Origin of the sequence: Chryseobacterium sp. CH21 (assembly GCF_004119445.1) — a bacterium.
Lineage (GTDB): Bacteria > Bacteroidota > Bacteroidia > Flavobacteriales > Weeksellaceae > Chryseobacterium.
In genome coordinates, this window is record NZ_QICI01000087.1 from 14,941 (window position 1) to 38,095 (window position 23,155).

At 34.8% G+C, this 23,155-nt stretch carries 19 protein-coding genes and 1 pseudogene; 5 read left to right on the forward strand and 15 right to left on the reverse strand.

What is annotated here, in order from left to right; genetic code table 11:
* Positions 1 to 83 precede the first annotated feature (83 nt).
* The 14 genes from tssD (BOQ62_RS17975) to tssO form a co-directional block, all read right to left on the reverse strand.
* The gene (gene tssD / locus BOQ62_RS17975) at positions 84 to 497 is read right to left on the reverse strand and encodes a type VI secretion system tube protein TssD (RefSeq protein WP_129041672.1); all 414 of its coding nucleotides are present in this window, start codon (positions 495 to 497) and stop codon (positions 84 to 86) included.
* Positions 498 to 852: 355 nt separating this feature from the next.
* Complete coding sequence (locus tag BOQ62_RS17980) at positions 853 to 1,722, reverse strand: lytic transglycosylase domain-containing protein (protein ID WP_129041673.1); 870 nt, start codon at positions 1,720 to 1,722, stop codon at positions 853 to 855.
* 58 nt (positions 1,723 to 1,780) lie between these two features.
* On the reverse strand, positions 1,781 to 4,279 hold the full coding sequence (locus BOQ62_RS17985; protein WP_129041675.1) for an ATP-dependent Clp protease ATP-binding subunit: 2,499 nt from the start codon (positions 4,277 to 4,279) through the stop codon (positions 1,781 to 1,783).
* Between the two features lie 261 nt (positions 4,280 to 4,540).
* Positions 4,541 to 5,212: a hypothetical protein gene (locus tag BOQ62_RS17990; protein ID WP_129041677.1), complete on the reverse strand. Its 672-nt coding sequence runs from the start codon at positions 5,210 to 5,212 to the stop codon at positions 4,541 to 4,543.
* A gap of 85 nt (positions 5,213 to 5,297) precedes the next feature.
* On the reverse strand, positions 5,298 to 5,978 hold the full coding sequence (locus tag BOQ62_RS17995; RefSeq protein ID WP_129041679.1) for a hypothetical protein: 681 nt from the start codon (positions 5,976 to 5,978) through the stop codon (positions 5,298 to 5,300).
* 146 nt (positions 5,979 to 6,124) lie between these two features.
* Positions 6,125 to 6,745 carry a hypothetical protein gene (locus BOQ62_RS18000; RefSeq protein WP_228414300.1) on the reverse strand — a complete coding sequence of 207 codons (621 nt, stop codon included), beginning with the start codon at positions 6,743 to 6,745 and terminating at the stop codon, positions 6,125 to 6,127.
* Between the two features lie 53 nt (positions 6,746 to 6,798).
* Complete coding sequence (locus tag BOQ62_RS18005; protein WP_129041681.1) at positions 6,799 to 7,398, reverse strand: hypothetical protein; 600 nt, start codon at positions 7,396 to 7,398, stop codon at positions 6,799 to 6,801.
* A 125-nt stretch (positions 7,399 to 7,523) separates the two neighbouring features.
* On the reverse strand, positions 7,524 to 8,966 hold the full coding sequence (locus tag BOQ62_RS18010; RefSeq protein ID WP_129041683.1) for a hypothetical protein: 1,443 nt from the start codon (positions 8,964 to 8,966) through the stop codon (positions 7,524 to 7,526).
* Positions 8,967 to 8,983: 17 nt separating this feature from the next.
* Complete coding sequence (locus BOQ62_RS18015) at positions 8,984 to 10,918, reverse strand: type VI secretion system Vgr family protein (RefSeq protein WP_129041685.1); 1,935 nt, start codon at positions 10,916 to 10,918, stop codon at positions 8,984 to 8,986.
* Positions 10,919 to 11,091: 173 nt separating this feature from the next.
* Positions 11,092 to 11,499: a type VI secretion system tube protein TssD gene (gene tssD / locus BOQ62_RS18020; protein WP_123945643.1), complete on the reverse strand. Its 408-nt coding sequence runs from the start codon at positions 11,497 to 11,499 to the stop codon at positions 11,092 to 11,094.
* A gap of 365 nt (positions 11,500 to 11,864) precedes the next feature.
* A complete protein-coding gene (gene tssR, locus BOQ62_RS18025) occupies positions 11,865 to 14,270 on the reverse strand; it encodes a type VI secretion system protein TssR domain-containing protein (protein WP_129041687.1) in 2,406 nt (801 codons plus the stop codon).
* Between the two features lie 45 nt (positions 14,271 to 14,315).
* Positions 14,316 to 15,227, reverse strand: coding sequence for a PKD domain-containing protein (locus BOQ62_RS18030; RefSeq protein WP_129041689.1), 912 nt, complete (start codon positions 15,225 to 15,227; stop codon positions 14,316 to 14,318).
* A 48-nt stretch (positions 15,228 to 15,275) separates the two neighbouring features.
* A complete protein-coding gene (locus tag BOQ62_RS18035) occupies positions 15,276 to 15,737 on the reverse strand; it encodes a type VI secretion system transmembrane protein TssO (RefSeq protein ID WP_262708357.1) in 462 nt (153 codons plus the stop codon).
* A gap of 74 nt (positions 15,738 to 15,811) precedes the next feature.
* The gene (tssO, locus tag BOQ62_RS18040; RefSeq protein WP_129041691.1) at positions 15,812 to 16,348 is read right to left on the reverse strand and encodes a type VI secretion system TssO; all 537 of its coding nucleotides are present in this window, start codon (positions 16,346 to 16,348) and stop codon (positions 15,812 to 15,814) included.
* Positions 16,349 to 16,526: 178 nt separating this feature from the next.
* Here tssO and BOQ62_RS18045 point away from each other — a divergent pair, with 178 nt between their 5' ends.
* The 5 genes and pseudogenes from BOQ62_RS18045 to BOQ62_RS18065 all read left to right on the forward strand — a co-directional run bounded on the left by BOQ62_RS18045 (position 16,527) and on the right by BOQ62_RS18065 (position 21,267).
* Entirely contained in the window at positions 16,527 to 17,198 is a 672-nt protein-coding gene (locus tag BOQ62_RS18045; RefSeq protein WP_129041693.1) for a response regulator transcription factor, read from the forward strand.
* Positions 17,199 to 17,516: 318 nt separating this feature from the next.
* Entirely contained in the window at positions 17,517 to 17,807 is a 291-nt protein-coding gene (locus BOQ62_RS18050) for an HU family DNA-binding protein (protein ID WP_002984212.1), read from the forward strand.
* A gap of 367 nt (positions 17,808 to 18,174) precedes the next feature.
* Positions 18,175 to 19,733, forward strand: a pseudogene (locus BOQ62_RS18055) (Rne/Rng family ribonuclease).
* Between the two features lie 202 nt (positions 19,734 to 19,935).
* Positions 19,936 to 20,403 (forward strand): OsmC family protein, encoded by a 468-nt coding sequence (locus tag BOQ62_RS18060; protein ID WP_129041695.1) that lies wholly within the window; start codon positions 19,936 to 19,938, stop codon positions 20,401 to 20,403.
* A 213-nt stretch (positions 20,404 to 20,616) separates the two neighbouring features.
* Complete coding sequence (locus BOQ62_RS18065; protein WP_228414302.1) at positions 20,617 to 21,267, forward strand: response regulator transcription factor; 651 nt, start codon at positions 20,617 to 20,619, stop codon at positions 21,265 to 21,267.
* Between the two features lie 368 nt (positions 21,268 to 21,635).
* Here BOQ62_RS18065 and BOQ62_RS18070 read toward each other — a convergent pair whose 3' ends face one another.
* Positions 21,636 to 23,147 (reverse strand): carboxypeptidase-like regulatory domain-containing protein, encoded by a 1,512-nt coding sequence (locus BOQ62_RS18070; RefSeq protein ID WP_129041696.1) that lies wholly within the window; start codon positions 23,145 to 23,147, stop codon positions 21,636 to 21,638.
* Between the last annotated feature and the right edge of the window lie 8 nt (positions 23,148 to 23,155).

Sequence of the window (23,155 nt, forward strand, 5' to 3'; positions counted from 1 at the left end):
TTATATATAAAAAACAGAACAGTATACTCGGATGAGTGTACTGTTCTGTACCAATTTTATTTTTACTAAGATGATGAATAGGCTTATTTACCTGCTGAAGGCCATAGCCCAGCGAACTGAGAAGTACCGTAATCGATAGTTTCAGCACTTATTACGAAGCTGATCAGCATACTGTTGCTGTCAATTGCATCGAAGTCTACTTCATGCTGAATCACATATCCGTTCTCCCATTTTAAAGTAATCAATGTTCCTTCTTCATGAGATTTGTTGAACGTGATTTCTCCTACTGTTGGCTTGTATTTACCATTTAACAAGCTTTCAAGGATGTCTGATTTTTCAGTAGCTTCTACTGTTACTTTGATCAATGCATTGGAAGGATCTGATGCTACACGTCCTGATACGTCTGTAGATCTGGATACACTGTAGTTCATTTTTAACAGTTTCTGTCCTTCGCCATTATTGAATTTTAAGATTCCTCTTGAATTTCTTTCTGCCATGATTGTAAATTTTGATCGTTAATATTTTGTGATTCGGTGATTGTAGAACAAAGATAGAGGCTCTTTTTCGCTAAAAAAAGCTTTTGGATGGAAATCTGAAAAATTGTAGTAGTTCTACGATTTCTTGTCGTAATTCTACGACAATGGATTTAACAAACTTATTGAAAACATGATTGATAAAGGATTTCAACTTTCTGAAAAAGAATAAGAAAAATAATAATTTCCCACACGAATGAGAAATATTAAGATTTTTTTAATATAAAATTGGCTTTATTTAACAGATACATTTTCATAAAAATAAAATGGCAACCAGCTAAAACCTGATTGCCATTTTTATTTTTAATCTGAGATTATGTTACTGTTGAGTCTGGGTATTTGCTCCTTCTTTTATAGAACGAACCAATATCTTGTTTTTTCTAAGCAGAAAATCAGGCATGAGATCAACAGGCAGATAGAAAGAGCTTTCCCCTTTTTTCTGCAGTTCTTCTACAATTCCGGGATTCCAGACAAGGATTTTATCTACGTCTATATTCAGCTCATCTGCTACAACTTTTAAGCTGAAACCGGCATTGATCTCTGTTTCGGAAAGAGCGGCCTGAGTTGTTTTTCGGTCTCCTTCAAAGAAAACTTTATTGATTCTTGATGAATTGTAGTTATTTAATACACTCTGAAGTTCTCCTGTAGCATAGCATGCATTCAGGTATTTCTTTACATGATTAATGGTTTCTAAGGGAAGGTATTTGGAAAATTCGTGGTATTGAGACGAACCTGAAGCCTGCATCGCTTTGGCAATATTTCCTTCACCACAGTTATAAGCAGCTACTACTGTTACCCAGTTATTATATTTTTTATACAGATTACTTAAAGAAATAGCAGCTGTTTTTGTGCTTTTATAAAGATCGGTACGTCCCTGTTCTGTAAGTCCGTACTGGTTGGCATGCGCCGTCATAAACTGCCAGACTCCCACTGCGCCAGCTCCTGAAGTAATATTTCTATCAAAATGGGATTCTATGAGTGCCAGGTTTCTCAAATGCTTGGGAAGCCCTTTCTGAAGAAGCAGCTGTTCGATAAATTCTACCAGATCTTTATTGGCATTAATGATACCTTTATACTTTTTCACGCTGCTTTCCGAGGTGTCGGAAGCAGCAAGAAACTGCCCGTTTACCAAGATAACGGATCCTAATAATAGAAAACCTGTAAAGATATTTCTGACAATTATTTTCATTATAATTTTATTTGTGAGGAAAAAGACAAATTTACAGATCTGCCCTTTTGCTTCATCATTAATCTACTTTCCAGCTAATTTTATCTTCTTCTTTATTCCAATCTACATGAATGGTCTGGCCGGATTTTACTTCTTCTCTAACGATCATTTTGGAAATAGGCCTTGCAAGCTGTGCACGAATTACTCCTGAGATCTGTCTTGCTCCATACTTACTGCTGAATCCACCTAATGCCAGATTTCTTACTGCATCATCACTTATTTTAAGGGCAATTCCTAATCTGGTTAATGAAGTATGAAGGGATTTCAATTGAATATTAAAGATTCTTTCTGCAATGGATTCTGTAATCGGGGCAAAAGGAATAATCTCTGTAATTCTCGCTAAGAATTCGGGTCTGAATCGTCCGGAATTTGACATAATCTGCATCAGTGAAGATGATTCCGGAATTTTTCCTTCTTCAAACTGTTTTACAATTTCCTCACTTCCAATGTTGGAGGTAAACAGGATCAATGCATTGCTGAAGTCTCCCTCTTTACCTAGTTTATCATGTACTTTTCCTTCGTCCATAATCTGAAGGAATACGTCAAAGACAGAATGATGGGCTTTTTCAATTTCGTCAAATAAAACAACGGTATAAGGCTGTTGTCTGATTTTATTAACAAGCATACCTCCTTCTTCGTATCCTACATATCCCGGAGGCGCTCCGTATAGCAATGCTGCAGAATGTTCTTCTTTGAATTCTGACATATCAAAGCGTACCATCGCTTTTTCATCGTTGAAAAGTAATTCTGCCATTGATTTTGCCAACTCTGTTTTACCGGTTCCGGTAGGTCCCAGAAGGAAGAAAGATCCGATGGGCTGTCCGGGTTTATTCAATCCGCTTCGGTTTTCAACAATAGCATCGGAAAGGATTTTTAATGCGTGATCCTGTCCTACAACTCTATTTAGTAGAAGAGATTCCATATTCAGAAGTTTTTCTTTTTCCTGAGCCTGGATTTTCCCGATTGGGATATTGGTTTTAGCGGCCATTACGGCTGCCAGTTCCAATCTGTCTACTTTTTCTCTTTTCTTTGCGGCATGCTGTAAAAGTTCTTCGTAAGTATCTTCAATGATTTTCTGAATCTGATCTACCGGCATAGAATTGTCAATCGCAGGCTGCTCACTTAATGAACCCCATAGGATCGGGCTTATTTTGTCTCTTAACAAGTTGTAAGTCCAGATCAGTTCATCAGCTTTATCTTTGCTGTCCGCAAATTCTTCGGTTAAGATTGCATCGTAGCTTTCTTTCCAGCTATTTAATTCTTTTTCTGATAACTCATCAAGCATTTTGATGGCGGCCATTGTTCTGTCTAGTAAATCAATGGCAGCATCCGGTAATTTTTTACCTTTTGCATATCTTTTTGCTAAACGTACACATTCCGGAAGAGCCGTTTTTTCTACTTCGATACCGTGGTGTTTTTTGTAGCCTTCAAGGAGTACATCTATCATTTTCACGCACGTCTTTTCATCCGGTTCAAGGACAGTCAAAACTTCAAAACGACGGTTGAAAGCCTGTTCCGGTTCTATAATTTTTCTGTATTCTTCCTGAGTTGTAGCTCCGATTACGGTAATTTCACCTCTGGCAAGCTCAGGTTTCAAAAGATTAGCAACGTTTCCGATGCTTCCTTTCGGGTCTAAAAGGGTATGAATTTCGTCAATGAAAAGAATGGCTTTTTCAATTTTCTTGCATTCATTGATTACTTTTTTCAGGCGGTCTTCAATTTCCCCTTTATAAGAGGTTCCTGCTAATAGTGCTCCGGTATCCAGTTCTAAAAGGGTCCCGTTTTTAAGCATTTCAGGGACATTTCCTTTGATGATTTCTGTAGCAAATCCTTCTACCAAAGCTGTTTTTCCAACTCCTGGCTCTCCGATGATGATAACATTCGGTTTGCTTCTTCGGCAAAGAATTTCTACGAGCATTCTCAGTTCTTTATCTCTACCAATAATATTTTCAATTTCGCCCTTTCTTGCCTGTGCCGTTCTGTCTACACAATAGCTTTTAATGGAAGGAAATGAATTGTCTGAATAGTCTGAACCGTTATTTGAAAATAAGGATGAAAAATCACCATCTTCAGAAACGGTAAAGGGTGTATCTTTTCTGTACAGGTTGAATATTTCATGCTCTCTCAACGGAAGTGACTTCAACTGTTGAAGTGAGAATACCACCTGTGGTTTTACAATAGCTGTAAGGATACAGATAGGAGTAATCTCATCCAATCCTAATTTTAAACGGATATCATCAGCTTCTTCGATTAGGGTATCTATGGCATCATCCTGCCCTACCTCATCGGGAAGGTGGTTTGTTTTTGGGTATTCTTCAATACGGACGTCTGCCCATTCGTAGAAATATCCGGGATCTTTATCTATACTTTTCAGGAATTCATTGAGTCCGATATCTTTATGCATAAGAGCCTGCAGAATGTGCGGCCCTCCATAAGTTCCATTATAGTTTTCTTTCGCTATCGACTGAGCAATATGAAATAGCTGCTTTACGGTTTCGTTGGTTACTAGTACTCCCATTTATAATTTTCTTATATTAATATATTTGCGTTCTGTTTTAGTGTCTTCAGATTTGATGATTTTAATTTCCGTTTTTTATCCTTTTATCAGGGAATCAAAACTTATTTTTTTCGTGTAGCTAAAATTAACTATTTTATTCTAAATGATATAAAGATAGTTAATTCTTCAATTAGAGAAGTAGCAACCGCTTTTTTTTACTTTTAAGCATGATTTCAAAGCATTCATTTGCGCCCAAATTGTTGCTCTACCCTCTATTTTACATTAAATATTCAAAAAATACAATAAAATTAAACTGAACCATTGAAGTCCTATGTAGATATAGAATAACATGGCTGAAGGTTCTGCCAATTCGTATAATTTCTCAATCAAGGTCTTTTTAATAATTTCGGAGAAGTCTACGTTTTCATCTCCAAGATTCAGTTCATCAAATTTTATTTTACTGAGGGCATATCCTATTATTTTTTTGAGTATTTTGTTTTCTGAACTGTTTTTAAACTCATTCAGGAGTTTTACTTTAGCTATTGCAAAATCTGCACTCGTCCGGATTACTGTTGGCTGCTTCGCTTTAAATACTGATATCACTTTATCAATAAAAGGAACTACAATGGTTTTTGAATGATCCTGCAGCAGTTTATTAATGACTACAGACATCGCATATTTTGTGGCAAAAACAAATGTAAAAAACGGAGCAATAATAATCAGCAGATAGAAAAGGCTTGCTGAAAGAGGTTTAGCAGTAATAGTAGTTATCAAAAATCCTCCAGCACCACTGTGTCCTAAAGACGGTCCCAGCTTTTCTGATAAAATATAGATTCCCAGGATGAGTACAATAATGGTAGAAATGGCTCCAATAGCATAGATTTTCAATATATTGATGATGAAGACTGCAGACAGTTTGGAAAGGTATTTCAGATGATCAGTGATTTTGTTCATGAATGTTTCGAGGTTACTTAGTTTATTTTTCTTTATCTATATTCAATATGATTATGGGTTACAACAGTTTTTTTCTACAATTCATTTATAATTCCTTAAAAAAGCGATTATACCAGTCAAAATAATGTTCATTTTTTAAAACTTTTCCAGAACTGTCATCTACGAGAATTACAACTCGTTCACATTTTTTATCATCAGGATTATCATCATGACCTTTATTCAGGCCAATCTGCCAATATTTTTTTCCATCATTTTCTTTTCTCCATATTTTCACATATTGTTTGCTCCACTGTTGATCAGTATTAATTACAGCATTTGCTGAAACATCAATTTTATAATTATATTTTTGAATATATTTTTTTGCAATTTCTGTAACGGCTTCAAAAGAAGTCTTCCAACCTTCATCAAAATTAGTTGTTTTAGTTAGCTTCCCATGTTCATCAAACTCATACATTAGCCCATAATCTCCTTTGAAGGTTTTATTATAAATTCTTTTTAGCTTTATATTACCATTTGGATAGTATTCTTTATAAAAGTCAAACCACCCTTTCAATAATAATGTTCTTTGACTATAACTCAATCCTACGGTTCCGATAGTTGTTTGTGTACTACCATCACCTAGTACTTCAGTCATATCAACATCAAACCTAGAAGAATATGGTTCAGCAAGACCTTGTGCTTTTTTAGTCTCTAACAATCTGGGGTTATGAATGTTTAATGCTTCAGCTATTGAGTCTATAGGTATAGCATATTTATTTTTATTCAAGGTTTCTTTTTGTGCATCGCATTGATAGGATATAAAGCATAGAAAGAAACAGTATATTAATTGGGTGTATATTCTCATTATTCCTGATTTAACAAAATATTTATTTTAAAATATCTCATTATTCTTCTTTTTTATTTTCAATAGAATTATGGGTTATAAAAAGGTACTGTTTTCTTTTGAAGCTCTTTTCCGGTTTTACCATCCAGAATGATTTCTTCTATTTTATCACCCGCAATCTGATGAGAAATCCTCCATACTTTTTTGCCTTCAAAATCCTGTTTTAAGACTCTGGTCTGATAACCTGAATCATGGTAACCTTTGGGCAAATCAATTTTATTTTTTTCACAGTATGTAATAATATTTTCAGGTTTGAAATTATAGCCTTCATCAGTGTTTTCTTCTTTTATGAGCCTACCAGATTTATCAAAATGATATAATATACCTACCGATGACCCCATGTTAAATGAGAGTGATTTATTTTTTATGTAACCATTTTTATAATAGGATTTGTCTAATTTATAAAAAGTATCTCCATGATAAATGCTTACTCTATATCCAGTTTTAGAAGCAGAAAAAGTTTCTTTTATTGCTTCTGGAGTCTCAATACATCTGTCATCTTTTTTTTTCTTAAAGTTCTGTATAGTAATCTTCTCAAATTCATTACTAATTTTTGGAATCATTGTCTCTTTTAATTCCTGAGATTGGCACTGTAGAAAAAGACCCAAAAAGAATACTACAAATAGTTTTTCTATATTTACACTACTCATAATAAATGGATTATATTTTTTTAAGTTCACTTCAATCAAAATCTCAACTTTATTTATAATTCCTTAAAAAAGCGATTATACCAGTCAAAATAATGTTCGTTTTTTAAAACTTTTCCAGAACTGTCATCCATCAGAATTACAACACGTTCACATTTTTTATCATCAGGATTATCATCATGACCTTTATTCAGGCCAATCTGCCAATATTTTTTTCCATCATTTTCTTTTCTCCATATTTTCACATATTGTTTGTTCCACTGTGGATCAGTATTAATTACAGCATTTGCTGAGACATCAATTTTATAATTATATTTTTGAATATATTCTTTTGCAATTTCTGTAACAGCTTCAAAAGAAGTCTTCCAGCCTTCATCAAAATTAGTTGTTTTAGTTAGCTTCCCATATTCATCAAACTCATACATTAGCCCATAATCTCCTTTGGAGGTTTTATTATAAATTCTTTTTAGCTTTATATTACCATTTGGATAGTATTCTTTTTGAATATTAAACCATCCTTTTGTTGGTATAATTTTCTTTTTAATTCCCAAATAATTTCCTGAAATAAGCTCTTCTGTCCCATCAGTTTTAATCATTTTAAGAGATTCATAACTAAAATATTCTGGTTTATCATATTTTTGATCTGATTTTTTCAAAAGGTTCAGGTCAAACTTCTCATTGGAAGAATCTATTAAATTCATAATTTCATTTTTACTAAGATTAGATTGTGATTGACACTGACTAAAACTAAACCATAATATCAGAAAAAAATGTAGTCTTTTCATTCTGTTAATAAATTAAAATTTCTCAATTTATCCCACTGCCACTTCCAGGTGGAATATTTATCTTTACTATCTAAATGAGCATAATCCATAACGTTTTCTGTCTTTTTATATTTAAAAAGGTAAGGTGTTATTGCAGATATGCTCTCTTGTGTCCCAAATGAATGACCTAATGCAATAGCATGCATCGCCTCATGAGCTACATCAGCGTCTGTTATTCCTGAAAACATAGTTCCTCGTCCAGCACCTATAGGAGTTCCAATTCCACCTACTCCTATTGTTGTTCCATTATGAATCAAGTAGGCTGTTTCAGAAAAAAAATAAAGCCTTAGAAACTTATCATATATACCTGTTCCATCTGCTTTACCATCACTTCCCAAATGTGGATAGCCTACTTTCAGTTTTTCATCTAGATAATCATATAGTGATTTACCTCTAATATTTCCAGCAACATTAACTCCACTTCCATTACTAATCGATGGAAGTGATAAATCTGTATTTGAAGAACCATCACTATTTTTAGTAATATCTAAATCCTTTTCTACAATATTGATTTTAATTAATGATTGCTTCAAATAATTTTCCAGCTCAAATTTTCCTTTAATACTTCCCGTTCCATTATCTGTAGTGACTTTAACACACACTACATTTAGCTTTTTCACTTTGTTATTATATAACTTTAAATAACCAGCCTCCTTCCCATCACAAAAAACTTTTAAAATTTCAGAAGTGGTAATATCTTTTATTACTTTCAATTCTATTTCATCTTCTAATTTATAATTCTCATTTTTTTTGATTACAATTTTTGCATAATGTGTATTTTTTGTTGGATCGCTTTTTTCATTTTCAATACCCTGCCCCAAACTTGTCGTAATCTCACATAATGTTTTATCGTAAGCAATTACCAATTCTGTCGGAAGTTTCTCCTTATCTTTTATATGTACTTTTAAAGATAGCTTGATTTTTTTATTTTTTTCAACACATACCCAAGAAGGATAATAATTAGTGGGTTTTCTATCCTTCAATAGCCAGGGTATGCTATAAACAGGATTGCTATACTCTCTTTTAAGATCTGTAAATAAAGTAGATGAGGTAGTAAATCTTGCAGAAGGGTCGGCTGATGGATATTTATCATATGTTCCTACTAAATCTGAATATAAGTCATCACCAAATAAACCTGTATCCTTTATACGCATCCAATCAAATCCATATTCTTTTCCCTTCCAATTTCTCATGGGGCGAAAATGTACTACTGCATCTGCCACAATATTGATTTCAGCCATAGGAGGTTTTTCAGGATTCCCTCCATAAAGAATTTCGGTATCACTATTTTCACTATATATGATACTTGCGTTTTCTATAATATCTGTTTCAGAATAATAACTAAGATTTCCTTCAACAGCCTCATATATTTTTCCTTTTACAATTCTTATCCTACTCATCTTAATTGTTTATATAATTAATGAGCTTTTCCTTTTTCACCACTCCTATTATCAATATTACTTTTTGCATGTTTATTGATAGAAGCATTGGTACTTGTTTCAATCCCTTCCTCACTATTAATCACTGTTTTCCCTTTTTTTGTTTCACTATGTACATCTCCTTCAATAATCTCTGTTAATTTTCCTGTAATAAAAGTACTTGCATTTCCAATTACTGATGTCAATTTCATCGCTCCAACAGATTCTGTGTTATTTAGTCCTATACTATCAGACTTATTCATTCCCACCGTCGTCGTCATATTCTCCCCCACATTGATATTCATATTCTTACAGTTCAGGGTCATTGTTTCCGGTGCTGTGATATTAATATTACTTCCTGTGGTATCCAGATGAATTTCATTACCGCTCTTATCTGTAATAATAATGCTTTCATCTTCTGTGAAAACGATTCTGTGGCCGCTTCTTGTTTGAATAGATTTCACACGGTTGTCCGCTCCTCCACCAAGCCCTATTCCACCATGAAACATTCCTCCCATCACGAAAGGTCTGTCCGGATGACTGTGTACGAAATTAACCATTACCTGATCTCCTATTTCAGGAATGGCTACATACCCTCGGTTTTGGGTAATCTGATCTGTTCCCCCGGCATCAGGGCTCATTACTCTTACAAAATGCGTGGTATCATTCATCTGCCAGTCGAATCTTACCTGAACTCTTCCCTGACCTTCCGGATCTGTATTAGAAATTACAGTTGCAATCTGGGGCTGTGCAGCCGGTACTGTAAATTCAGGTTTTGGAAGAAAACCAGTGTCTGCTGCAATAGATTCAAAAGTTCCTGTATAGTGTCCGATGGTATCAATTTCATGGACAGTTTCTGTTACCATTACCTTTGTAAAGTATGACGTTTCATTGCTATCCGGTTTTCTCATATGAATATCAACAATACATCCCGGATGCAGAAAAGGAACGCTTGTAGATCCGGAAACTGAAAACACACTGACAGCTTCACTTCCTGATGTACTTCTTTGCGAATGCTCTATATCCAGATGAGTGGTGGCTTTAATCGGGGCCATCTGAAGTGCCGGAGTTTTATATATTTTATCGTTATGACTATATGCCGTATGGGCAAGATCACTTAAATGATTTACCGGAGTTTCTCCTGAAGTCAGTTTTTCATTTTTACTGCTGTTGTAGCCATAATATTGAGGTTTGGTATGTACAGCTTTCAGTTCTACCCTTACATGATCGGCATTGCTTCCATAAAACAGTTTTATAGGCTTATTCTGTGGCGGAAGCTTCCCGAAATGCAATACTTCACCATCATAATAAAATTGTTCGCCATATGCTTCTGCCATTCTCGCCAGATAATTGTAATGGGTTTCGTTATATTGACTGCTGTAAATGATTTGTGAATAATCATTTGTATCTACTCTTATATCGAACCTTTCTTTATCAATTCCTTGTTTGATTACTTCTTCAGCAATAATTCCCATATTAACAGGCTGTCCCCCTCCAAAGCTCTGGATATGAGGAGCACCATCCAGCAAAATTGTGGGACTGTATCCGGAAAGTACGATATTTCCAAGACTCATTTTTTCCTGACTGAACCCTACTTTGGTAATGATTCCTACAAAATTTCTTTCAGGACTTTTCTCAATATCCTTGTAAGAAATAACGGCAGTGAGACGTTTTCCTAAAAATTTATTGGCTTCTTCAAGGGTATGACTTTGTCTGTCACCCAAGGCATCATGGGCAAGAGTAAGACTGAATTCATGATGATGACTTGCTTTTTGTTTAAGAGTGAAATGTTTATAGTATTTAATAATTTTTCCCTCCACAACCAGTGACAATTTTACCAGCCGGTTGATCCCTGCATGATGATTCTCGGATATTCCGTCTGCATTCTGTGATGGACGGAAGGAAGATCCTTTTGTCTTTGATTCGGTTTTCATATGATTTGTGTTTGTGTTTGGTATTGAAAGATAACACTATTTTATATAACAGTCATTATATAAACAGGCTATACAATAAAATTCTCTTGTATTAGTTTTTCATTCAGGCAAAAAAAGACCGCCTTCAATAGGGACAGTCTTTTTCTTATGAATGTTGATAATGTGTATAAATATTAGCTTGTTGGCCAAAGTCCCGCATACTCAGAAGTACCGTAACCAATTGTTTCAGCACTTATGACGAAACTGATCAGCATACTGTTGCTGTCTATTGCATCAAAATCTACCTGATGCTGAATTACATATCCGTTCTGCCAGTTCAAAGTAATCAGTGTTCCTTCTTCGTGTGACTTATTGAATGTAATTTCTCCTACTGTTGGCTTGTATTTACCATTTAACAAGCTTTCCAGGATATCAGATTTTTCAGTAGCTTCTACTGTAACCTTGATGAGTGCGTTAGAAGGGTCTGATGCTACACGTCCTGAAACGTCTGTAGATCTGGATACGCTGTAGTTCATTTTTAACAGCTTTTGTCCTTCGCCATTGTTGAATTTTAAGATTCCTCTTGAATTTCTTTCGGCCATGATTAATAAATTTTAATCGTTAGTAATATTTTGTGATTCGGTGATTGTAGAACAAATATAGAGGCTCTTTTCCGCTAAAAAAAACTTTTCAATACAAATCTGAGAAATTGTAGTAGTTCTACGATTTCATGTCGTAATTCTACGACAGTAGATTTACACACCGAATCACAACACCCATCAATACAGCAATTTAAATTAAATCCCTTTTTTAAGACAAAAAATATTTTTACACTATGATGAGAAATAATGAAAAGATTCAGAGGTAAAAGTTAGAGGGTTTGCTTTTGGGGATTGAGGGGTTTGGGATATTACAAAAAAAGCAGAAGTGTGTACTTCTGCTTTTTGATATTATAAAAATGAATTTCTTAATGTTTGGTATATTCCGGTTGTTCTGTCGGAATTCTTGATGGTGTAAAGTATTCATTAAGCCAGTAGAAAGTCTGCCCGTTCTGCTGAATCTTTACTGCAGGGTTATTTCTGTTGGCCAGTAATCTGTCTGCTAAATTTTTATAGTGGTGGAAATAATTTTTTACCGTCTCATTAGGAACGATTTTAGATTTTTTCCAGCCTTTCAGTTTATATTTAGCCATTAATTCTTCCTCGGAAAGATCAAATCCTGTACTCATACCAATAGCGTAAGACATTGGTAACTCGTAAAGCGCTCCTTTATCTAAGAATTTTATGGTTGGATTGTATTTCTTCAGGAGTTTCACATATTCTTTTACAGCTCTTGCCTGATTAAAATCCGGGCGATCTGCCTGAGTATTTTTGTATACCTCGGTGTAGAAAGCTTTCAGGTTATCATATTCCGATTCAGAAATAAGAATTCCTTTTTCTATTCCTGGTGTGAAATCTTTCAGATCTTTTGGAATGTATCCTTTTACAAGGAACGGACTTCCGTAATTGATCAGCTGTGCAGCAATTCCTGCAGAAACCGGATTGGTAAGTCCCGGATACAGATATTTATATTTTAAATCCACATCAGTTCTTCCTGCTCCTACCGAGGAATGGAAATATTCATTCAGTGATCTATCAATAGTCTGATTATCTAATGTAACCTGGGAAATAAGACTGTCTACAGATTTTTTCAGGAATCCCGGAGTAGTAATATCCCCTTTTTTAGGGAAAATAACGAATCCCTGAGACATACTCTGCTTAGGGTAAGCTAATGAGAAAAACCCTTCATCACCTTCTACCAAACTGAAATTATTCTTGGTCAAAACATCATTTTGATTGATGATCTTTTGTTTTTTAAGTTCTGCAATATTTTTGGCTGTATTGGTCACAATATTTTCTGCCATCAATACATAATCATTGTAGTTATCTGATGATCTTGCACTGGTTTGGAACATGATCAGTCTCGCCTGAGCCTGCGTTAATGAACTGATTACACTGTACATATTGCCACTTTGATTAGCAGAGGTACCTACTGTAACCACAATATTGGTTTCATCTGCAACGTTGGAAAGAAGGTTTCCGGCAGCAGTAAGAGCCTCTCCTACCGGTTGATAACCATTATTGCTTGCGCAGTTCATTTCATTCGTCTTCTGATCAATAAACATTGTGATCTTGCTGTAATCTGAACTTAGGTTCGATACAGAAACATTGTTCCCGCAAGAGTTGTTTTTGTATAAAACCACTCCGTATTTAACATTGCTGAAATAAGATGGCTTCTCAAATCTAAGCTGAAGATCCTGCAATAATGATTTTACGATAGGTGCATAAGGCGCATTGGCTGCACTTACGTCTAATGCAAAAACGATATTGATATTTTTATCTTTTTCTGTAATTTCTCTGTAACGGTCAAAATAAATAGGTTCACCCAAAACATTAGATACAAAGTTTTTGCTGTAATCTAAAATGTTGGTAAAATATTTTGTCTTGGTATCCAGAGTAGGTGCTTCTTCTAATGGAAGGTTTACCGGGAAGATATTCTCCAGCGGTGTTCTTTTGTTAACATCAGTAAGAAGAATGGCTGTTTTATTTTCTGCATCTGAAGCAGAACCACCCGGATGTCCTTCATGGATTCCCAGAGCAGAATCATTGATTCCTGTGGTATTTTTTAATTTGATAGCCGAACGTTCTCCCCAGCTGGAAATTACGTTGGAACTTACCCATCCGTACAGTCCTTTACCAATGCTGTCTATATCAATGGAAGGTTTTTTACCTACTAAAAATCGTTTGTTATTTTCTGCCTGTTTATAGACATAAACAATTTGTCCGTTTGGAATTTTTACATTGGCAGCTTCAATAAGACTTGGTGAGTTGAACACCATAATAGAGTCATTTTTGTAGTATCTTTCAGCGCTTCTGATTACTTCACTGTTGTTAGGTACTACGGCTACTCTTACAGGATATCCTGTCTTTTCGCTTCTCAGGGCATTGTTCCAAAGAAGAAGGTCCGATTCCTGAATCCATCCATATGTTTTGATAGATTTTGACGAAACTTTTTTCATTAAAGCATCAGGTACATATTCTGCTACCTTTACCATTCCGTCTCTATGCTTTAAAACCATTAAAGGTTCAAGAAACTTCACTTCTTTATAAGATTTCTCATCATCTTTATCCAAATAAGCCGTATTTCTGGATCTGTCTGAAATAACAATCCATGGAACTGACTTTTTAGGATAACCGTTTACGACAGGGGAAGCATCCACCTGACCGTATTGTGAAGGCTCCGGGGTTTTCTTTGACGGCAGTTTTACCTGGCAACTCGTCAATAATACTGATAACCCTATATAATATGCTGCTAGAGGAAATTTATTTTTCATCCTATTTTATCTTTAATGATTGGCGCATCCGTAAACCGGATGATATTATTTGCTTTGATTGATTTCTACTTTGGTAACACAATTCTGCGTATCATCCAAATTTACTTTTACTGTCTGAATCACTGTATTTTTGTCAAACTGCAGACCGGCACAGTACATGTAGAAGTTATTCACTTTGCTGTCATTCACCTTTACAACCGTATTTTCATTGTTACACAGATAGGTTTTCAACAGATAATTGTAATGCATATTGAAACTGTTTCCGTTAGCAATCTGCTGCAGGTGATATTTGAAATCGTTATCTACTTTTGCATAAGAATCTTCTACCGATACTTCCTCTTCTGCAAGAGCATCATAGGCAGGAAGAATTTTGATGCGGTGGTAGATAGGCTCCTGTGTTTCTTCAGTATATAGAGTTACTATATAATCTCCAGGTTTTTTATAAGAATAGAATGTAAACTTATCTTTAGAATCTGTATTTCCAGTTTCTCCGAATTTCCATGCAAACTGTTTTGCTTCAGAAACGGCACGGAAAGGTACATTTTCATTTTGCATTGCCTGAGAAGCCGCCTCAATAGTAGTGGTAGCTTTTGCTGTATCTTTTGCTTTCTGAACGCTTCTTGCGCTTACCATTACAGGGAAAGATTTCGTGTACTTATTGTCAACGATCAAACTTACCTGATAGTATCCCGGTTTATTATAAAAGTGAATCCCGCTGTTTTTGTCTGAAGTTGTACCGTCTCCGAAATTCCATCTTTTGGTTTTTGCAAATTGGGTCTTATCTTCGAATAAAAGCGTGTCTCCTACCGCCAGTGAAGACGGATAAACCACCCCCACAATATCATCCGCAGAATGAATTACCTTTTTCTGCAGCCATAGTGCAACCAGTGCCGCAATAAGCAGCGTTGCTACTACACCGATAATAATGTTCTTTTTGTTCTTTTGAAAATAATTCATAGTTAGTAATTGTGATGTGTTTTATGTAAAGTTCCTAGTATTTCTTGCTTACTGCATTCTGGCTTTCAGATCCTGCTCACGCTGATAAAGCTTATTCTGCTTATCTTTAAATCCGATTCTGCATTCATCTACCTGTTTCTGGAAAATTTTAATGTCTTCTGAGGTTGTTGAAATTACTTTTTTGTCATCAAAATACATTTTATAGAATTTGGCGATCTGAGGATAGGCATCTTTTCGGATGTCTACTACATCAGTCCCATTAAAATAGCTGTTAAGGTCATTAACGCCCAACTGAATATTATTTTCTACAAAAGGCTGTGGACCATCATTGGTAAGCTTGGTGATCATGGCATAAGTACTGTCCATGATAGGTATCACCACTTTTTGATGCTGTTCAAATTCAGCTTTCTGCTCCAGATTCTGAATTCCTCTTACATCTTCATCAGAAAAAGGAGATACAAATCCTTTTAAAAAGATGATTCCCAGAAACAACATTGCCGTCACAAGCATCAGTATTAAATAAAAAACTGATAATGCCTTTCTTTCTTAGATAGTGTGATTTGTCCTTGCATTTCTTTTCTTTTTTATCTTCTTCTTTTACTTCCTGTGAAATTTCTCGTAGGGTCTTTTCTAAGCTCATTGTTAGTGACTTTTATTTTACCCATACATTCATCCAGATCCCTTAAAACGGTTTTCTTCTGGTATTCTACTTCGATGATCTTGGCTTTTAAAGTCATCATCGGTACAATCTGCTTCATCAGTATAGCATAATGCTTAAAACTTTGGGCACTGTCTTTACCCATAATATTTTTAGCATCTCTCACGTTATCCATAATACTGGTTCTGAGGAATACATCATTCTCCACCTTATTGATACTAAGCTGGTTCATTTTGTCATAAATATCATCAATGTGATCTCTCAGTACGTCACTTCGAAGCATCAGTTCTTTATAGGCTTCAGCTTCACGGCTGATCCCTTCCCGTTGTATATCATAACTCTTAAAGAAGAGAAATAAACACGAAAAAGATACAACCGACAAAACGACAAAAGACAGAATAAACTTCCAAATGCCAATTCTGACGTCAGATTTGTTTAATTTTTTTTCCCTGTTAGAAGACATAATTTGCGATTTGTTTGGCCTGTGAAAATATAAAAAAAAAAATTTATGCGCAATACGTAATTTCCCCAGGCCTGTTTCGGGAAACCCGGATTAAATTAATATTAATTTCCTCTTTGATAAGTTTTTCATAAATTAGACCTCTAAATTTTGAATATCATTCGCCAAATCGATATTAAGAATGAGTAAAATATTATCTAATACCGTACGTTTTTCTATTGCTGACAGTGATTTTTATTTTAAAAAAATAATGATCAAAACACTGATGGAAAATCCTTTCTATATGCTTCTGAATGACTGTAACAACGGGCACGAGCTTGTTAACAGAATCTACAGAAGACAGGAAGATGTGTTCATTATAGAACTCTTTATGCCGGTATTAAGCGGAATTGAAGCCATTAAATACATCAGAAAAAACAATGCAGAAACGCCTATTATCACTTATTCCGGTACCTACCAGGAGGATATGGCAGAAATTCTTTCCAAAATTCCTAATATCTATTACTGTCAAAAGAAGAGCACCATTATAAAAGATATTATTAAAGGAAGCATTGCCTCCGATGATTTTGATTATCATGCCTATTCTAAAGAATGGGAACAGCAGCCACTTGCTGTACAGGAATATATGGACAGGCAGAAAAAAGGACAGGAAGAGCTTTCACCAGCTGAAATACAGCTGATGAGATTCTGCTATGAAGGTTTCAGTAATAAAGAAATTGCAGAAAAACTCAACTTGAGCACCAGAACTATTGATACTTATATCAACAGGCTTACAGAAAAGCTTGGGCTAAAAACTAAACTTCATCTGATCCGTTTCTGTGTAGAAAACGGATATTACAATTCCAGTTTATAAACTTTTAATTTCTTTATTTTTCATCTTACATTTTTGATGACCCTGGGGATAAATTAGATACTATTATTTTTTTTAAATCAAAGTAACAAACCCCTCCAGAGCCCATTTCCATTGACATTTATTAAATTTTGTTCATTATTTTTTTGTATCTTTATCCCGTTACATTATTTTATTGTTAAATTATCAAAGGAGTACCTTAATACAGCGTACACATTAAAAGCTCAACGATTTGAATAAAAATATTTTGCCACTAATTTGCTAGTATTCAATTTTTTTAACTAAATTTGCACACCTAAAATTTAAAATTAAAATAAGGAAATGACAAAGGCAGAATTGGTAAACACCATCTCAAATAAGTTGGGAACAGAAAAGAATGAAACACAGAAAGTTGTAGAAGCTTTTATGCAGGAGATTAGAACTTCTATGTATAATGGGGATAACGTTTATCTAAGAGGTTTTGGATCTTTTATCATTAAAACAAGAGCTGCTAAAACAGGAAGAAATATTTCTAAGAACACTGCAATTGAGATTCCTGCTCATAACATTCCTGCTTTCAAACCTTCAAAATCTTTTGTAGAGAAAGTAAAAACTAAAGTTGCAGTAAAATAAGAACATTAACTGAATATTAACTAGTTACTAAAAAATTAAAATTATGCCAAGCGGAAAGAAAAGAAAAAGACACAAGGTTGCTACTCACAAAAGAAAGAAAAGAAGAAGAGCAAACAGACATAAGAAAAAATAATCTCTTTTTCTCGAGATTTACAATATAATAATATAGTTGGTGGATTTAAATTCTTAAAGTTCACTAACTATATTTTTGTTTGCAACTATAAGATTCCTCGGAAAGCGGAAGGTTTCCAATATTATTTTAATAAACATATAATGGTTTTCATTCAAAATCCTTATATTTAATAGATGAATTAATCAAGAAAAACATCCACTTCCTATAATCTTAACAATTTTATCTTAATAAAAAATGAAGAAAGAACTAATAGTTTCGCATGAAGATGATCTTACAAAGATTGCACTGCTGGAAGACGGAAGACTATGTGAACTTCATGAACAAGAGGACAAAAGCGATTTTATAGTTGGAGATCTGTTTATAGGAAAAGTAAAAAAACTTGCACCCAATCTGAATGCTGCATTCGTTAATATCGGATACGAGAAGGATGCCTTTCTGCATTATCAGGACCTGGGACCCCAGTATCTTACGTACAGAAAGTTTTTAAAGGATACTATTTCTAAAAAACAAAGCACTTCGAGCTTAAAAAATTTCGAGATACAACCCGAAATAGACAAAAACGGAACGGTAGATAAAGTAATCGCCAAAGATGACCTGGTTCTGTTACAAATTACAAAAGAACCAATTTCTACAAAAGGCCCCAGAATTTCTACCCAGATTTCATTAACAGGGCGTTTCCTGGTTTTAATTCCTTTCGACAATAAAGTTTCTATTTCCAAAAAAATCAGAAGTACTGAGGAAAAAGAAAGACTGAGAACTCTTATCGACAGCATTAAGCCTGAAGGTTTCGGAGTAATTATCAGAACTGTAGCCGAAGGAAAAAAAGTAGCAGATCTTCATAATGACATGAACCAGCTGGTTCAAAATGGGAAAGCACTTTTAAGAACATCCAGAGAAATAAAGTTCCGTCTAAAGTTTTAAGCGAAGAAGACAAAGCTTCAGCTATTTTAAGAGACAATTTTAATCAGGATTTCGTGAATATCATCTGCGATGATGAGCAAATGGTCAACGAAATGACAAATTACGTGGAAGTAATAGCCCCTGAAAAGAAAAACATTGTCCAGTTTTATGATTCCCATATTCCACTTCTGGAATATTACAATGTTGAAAAACAGCTTAAACAGAGCTTCGGAAAACACGTTAACATTCCAAGCTCCAAAGGAGCCTATCTTGTTATTGAACACACAGAAGCACTTCACGTAGTTGACGTGAACTCTGGTAACAATATTACTACCGGAGCTGCTGTCAACAAAGAGCATGCACTGAAAGTGAACAAAATGGCTGCTACTGAAATTGCAAGACAACTTCGCCTCCGCGATATGGGAGGTATCATTGTTATCGATTTCATAGATATGCCGAATTCTGATCACAGAAGAGATCTTTATGAGCATCTGAAAGAGGAAATGAAGCGCGACAAAGCACGCCACAAAATCCTTCCTCCTAGTAAATTTGGTCTGATCCAGATCACCAGACAAAGAAACCGTCCGGAAAAACAGATCGATACCAAAGAAGAAAACCCGAATAAAGACGGAGAAATTGTAGCTCCAATTGTTATCGTGGAAAGAATGGGTGAAACCTTAAGAAACATCTTGCAGAAAGAAAAAGGAAAAATCTATCTGCATGTACACCCATTTGTGGAAGCCTACCTTACAAAAGGCATTAAAAGTATCCAGATGAAATGGTTTATCAAATACAAAAAATGGGTAACCATTGTTCCCAGAGATTCTTTTAAATACTTAGAATACAAAATCTACAATGCCAAAAAAGAAGAATTGATAGAATTCTCTAATTAAAAAATTTAAAACCTTCGGTATAACCGAAGGTTTTTTTAATTTGCATTTATAACTATAGAATATGATTTACAATTTAAGTTTTGACTGAAACCTAAAACCGATGGATATTTTTTTGTTAAATGAACAAAACCCACTCTTACTGTATTTAGACATTTAAGGAAACATCTTTTATCTTTTATCTTTTATCTTTTATCTTTAAAATATGAAAAATCACCATTACAAAATCACCGTTCAATGGACAGGAAACCAGGGAACCGGAACAAGTAGTTATAGAGAATACGAAAGAAACCATACTATTTCAGCAGAAAATAAAACTGTTATTGAAGGGTCGTCTGATCCGGCGTTCCGTGGTGATAAAACGAAGTACAATCCGGAAGACATGCTATTATCTTCACTTTCCTCTTGTCATATGCTCTGGTATCTGCATTTTTGTTCCGAAGCAGGCATTATTGTAACGGATTACAGGGATGAAGCAACGGGCATTATGACAGAGACAACCAACGGAAGCGGACATTTTACAGAAGTAACTTTACATCCTACAGTAACTGTTTCAGAGGAATCTATGAAGGAAAAAGCAGAACAGCTTCATCATAAAGCCAACGAATTTTGTTTCATTGCCAACTCAGTTAATTTTCCGGTAAAGCATATCCCTACCACGTTAATTATATAATACCACATTTCAAATTAAACTTCAAAAACAGTGATTAACATTACGTTTTAACAGCAATAACTCCAAAAAACTCCACAAAAAGAGAATTATTTAATGAATAATCAATAAAAATAACAATTTACCATCAATAAAAACACAATAGTTTGAAAATATTTATCAATTTTATTCAAAATGTAAAGTTTTTTTCCTATTTTTATATAAATAAAACAGACCATGATGAAACCAAGATTGACTATTTTTGATGAACCCATGCTGTATACAGAGGGATTATCAAGACTACTTTCACAAAGTAATATTTTTAGTACCATTGACATTTGTAATTCTTTAGAACCCCTCACCAAACGTTTAAAAGATCAACCTCCGGAAATGCTAATCATGAGTTCCAATATGCTTATGCTGACGGAACTCTGCAAGCTTACAGAAAATATTATTTCTGAACATCAAAATATGAAAATCATTATCATAGGCAGTTCTTATGATGTGATTGACATCCGGAAACTCTTCAATAAAGGCATCAAAGGTTATCTTGACAAAAACTGTACGTATGATGAATTCCTGAAATCCATCAATATTTTACTCCTTAATGAGATCTACATCTGTGATCATGCAAAAGAAAAAATGATCAGCTTTATCAGCAGTGAACAGGAAAAACCCAATCCTCATATCAGGGAACCTCTTACCCGCCGCGAAATGGAAATCCTAAAACTCATATGCGACGGAAACAGTAGTAAAGATATCTCTGAAAAACTTTTTATAAGCATCAATACGGTAGAAACACATCGAAAAAGAATTCTTTTGAAACTCAATGCAAAAAACTCAGTCGGAATTGTAAAATATGCTATAGAGAATCATATCATCGACTGAAATTCTTCCATGAACAACGCAGACAAAAAATTCCAAACTGTAAAGTTTGGAATTTTTTTGTCTGCGTTTGGTCTTGTGACTCAGAATAGTACAGACAACTCATTAATAAACTTTATTTTAAGGCTGGAAGTGAAATAAAAGAGATTGAAAACCGGGCAACTAAAAAATTATATTGCTTAGACCTTATTATTTCATTTGCATACTACCCGAATTCCCAATCTCCTGTTCACCACTGGAACTTTGACCTTAAAACCTGGACTTTATAGTAGTAATCATCATTTCTCAGGTAAAGTCCATCATTAAATTAAATGTCAATGAAAATTATAAACAACATTAAACTAAAAACATTAAACTTTGAATCTTGAATCTTATTCATAATCCGGCATTTCTCCGTTACTGAAAAGTGTAGTACGTGTAAGATCTGTCAGACTACTCGATAGGTCAATTACCATTACATTTCTTTGCGAAATATTATCATTGGAAGTATTCATAAAAATGATCTGAGCATTATTAGGTGAGAACCTTGGGTCAAGATCATTGGTTCCCATCACTTTTTCGCTTTCAGCAGAAATATCACTTACAACGTCGGTAACCATATTATAGATAAAGATGTGGGAATCCAGCTGGCGATAATTTCCACTTCCATCCAGATATCCTGAAATATCACGGGTAAAGAGAAGAAGCTGTCCGTCTACGGAGAAATTCAAGCCACCGCTCGCTCCGGCAGAACCGGACAATATGGTTTTCAGAACACTTCCAGTCATATCGATTACATAAATTTTGGTGTTATATCCATTATAATCATTGGTTTTCAATGCGATCTTACTTCCATCATAGCTCCAGTCGCATTCGGAAATTAAGCTTCCATCCGGAGTGGTATACACCAGACTCAGACCACTTCCGTCTTTATTGATTCTGTACAGTTTATTAAAGTTAGAGTAAATAAGCTCCTTACCATTGGTACTCCAGGCAAAATCCATTTCATAGTTATTAAAGCCTGCTACGGGAACTGTTGTTACTTTAAAAGGATTGGAACCATCAGGATTAGCGGTATAAATATGGGTACTTCCTCCTTCTGTACGAAGAAATGCTATAAGACCTGCATTATTATTTTTACGTGGCCGCCAGCTGTTGTAGGAGGAATTGGTAAACTGGAAGTTATTTCCCTGATCATCACTTGAGACGATAACGAAGTTTCCATTTTGCTTTTGGGTATAATGATACCTGTTGGCGGGAACAGTATTGGTGGTAAATTTACTGATTGAGCTTAAAACTGGCTGGTGAATGCCGTCCGAAACAGACACCTGCCAGAAGTAACTTACACCAAACTTCAGATTTGAAAGCGTATAGTGGTTAGCTGTCAAATCATTAACCTGAATCACATTAGTGTCAAGATTATTTTTAATTGTCAAACTGTATTTTAAAACATCCGCTGTATCCGGATCTGTTGCGCTCCAGGTTAATTCGACGCTCAAAGGTTGATTTACTGCGTTATCTATCGGACTTAGCAACTGTGGTGTAGCGGGAGGAGAGTTTAATGAAGTATCATCATCCATCTCAAAAACTGCCGTTACCACCTGATTTTGATTTTGTATATTAACGGACTGAAAGCTTGTGATATATCCTGAAATTTCTGCTTTCACAGAATAATTTCCCACCGGCATGGCTGCGATTTCAAATGAGCCGTCTGTGCCACTGAATACCGTCTGTGTCGTAGGATTAGTGAAAATTTTCACATTAGGAATCGGCACATTACTGCCTCTTTTTACTACTTTTCCTTTTAAAGTTCCTGTTTGAGCCTGTTCTACAAGGTCTTCATTGCATGAAAACAGACAAAAAGCAAAGATGAATATGCTGAGTATTTTAATTAAAGTTTTCATAATTCGTG

Bases quoted from the DNA above. Each gene is read 5' to 3' on its own strand.
- tssD (WP_129041672.1), bottom strand. From the start codon at position 497: ATGGCAGAAAGAAATTCAAGAGGAATCTTAAAATTCAATAATGGCGAA.
- BOQ62_RS17980 (WP_129041673.1), bottom strand. From the start codon at position 1,722: ATGAAAATAATTGTCAGAAATATCTTTACAGGTTTTCTATTATTAGGA.
- BOQ62_RS17985 (WP_129041675.1), bottom strand. From the start codon at position 4,279: ATGGGAGTACTAGTAACCAACGAAACCGTAAAGCAGCTATTTCATATT.
- BOQ62_RS17990 (WP_129041677.1), bottom strand. From the start codon at position 5,212: ATGAACAAAATCACTGATCATCTGAAATACCTTTCCAAACTGTCTGCA.
- BOQ62_RS18000 (WP_228414300.1), bottom strand. From the start codon at position 6,745: ATGAGTAGTGTAAATATAGAAAAACTATTTGTAGTATTCTTTTTGGGT.
- BOQ62_RS18010 (WP_129041683.1), bottom strand. From the start codon at position 8,966: ATGAGTAGGATAAGAATTGTAAAAGGAAAAATATATGAGGCTGTTGAA.
- BOQ62_RS18015 (WP_129041685.1), bottom strand. From the start codon at position 10,918: ATGAAAACCGAATCAAAGACAAAAGGATCTTCCTTCCGTCCATCACAG.
- tssD (WP_123945643.1), bottom strand. From the start codon at position 11,499: ATGGCCGAAAGAAATTCAAGAGGAATCTTAAAATTCAACAATGGCGAA.
- tssR (WP_129041687.1), bottom strand. From the start codon at position 14,270: ATGAAAAATAAATTTCCTCTAGCAGCATATTATATAGGGTTATCAGTA.
- BOQ62_RS18030 (WP_129041689.1), bottom strand. From the start codon at position 15,227: ATGAATTATTTTCAAAAGAACAAAAAGAACATTATTATCGGTGTAGTA.
- BOQ62_RS18035 (WP_262708357.1), bottom strand. From the start codon at position 15,737: ATGCTTGTGACGGCAATGTTGTTTCTGGGAATCATCTTTTTAAAAGGA.
- tssO (WP_129041691.1), bottom strand. From the start codon at position 16,348: ATGTCTTCTAACAGGGAAAAAAAATTAAACAAATCTGACGTCAGAATT.
- BOQ62_RS18045 (WP_129041693.1), top strand. From the start codon at position 16,527: ATGAGTAAAATATTATCTAATACCGTACGTTTTTCTATTGCTGACAGT.
- BOQ62_RS18050 (WP_002984212.1), top strand. From the start codon at position 17,517: ATGACAAAGGCAGAATTGGTAAACACCATCTCAAATAAGTTGGGAACA.
- BOQ62_RS18060 (WP_129041695.1), top strand. From the start codon at position 19,936: ATGAAAAATCACCATTACAAAATCACCGTTCAATGGACAGGAAACCAG.
- BOQ62_RS18065 (WP_228414302.1), top strand. From the start codon at position 20,617: ATGATGAAACCAAGATTGACTATTTTTGATGAACCCATGCTGTATACA.
- BOQ62_RS18070 (WP_129041696.1), bottom strand. From the start codon at position 23,147: ATGAAAACTTTAATTAAAATACTCAGCATATTCATCTTTGCTTTTTGT.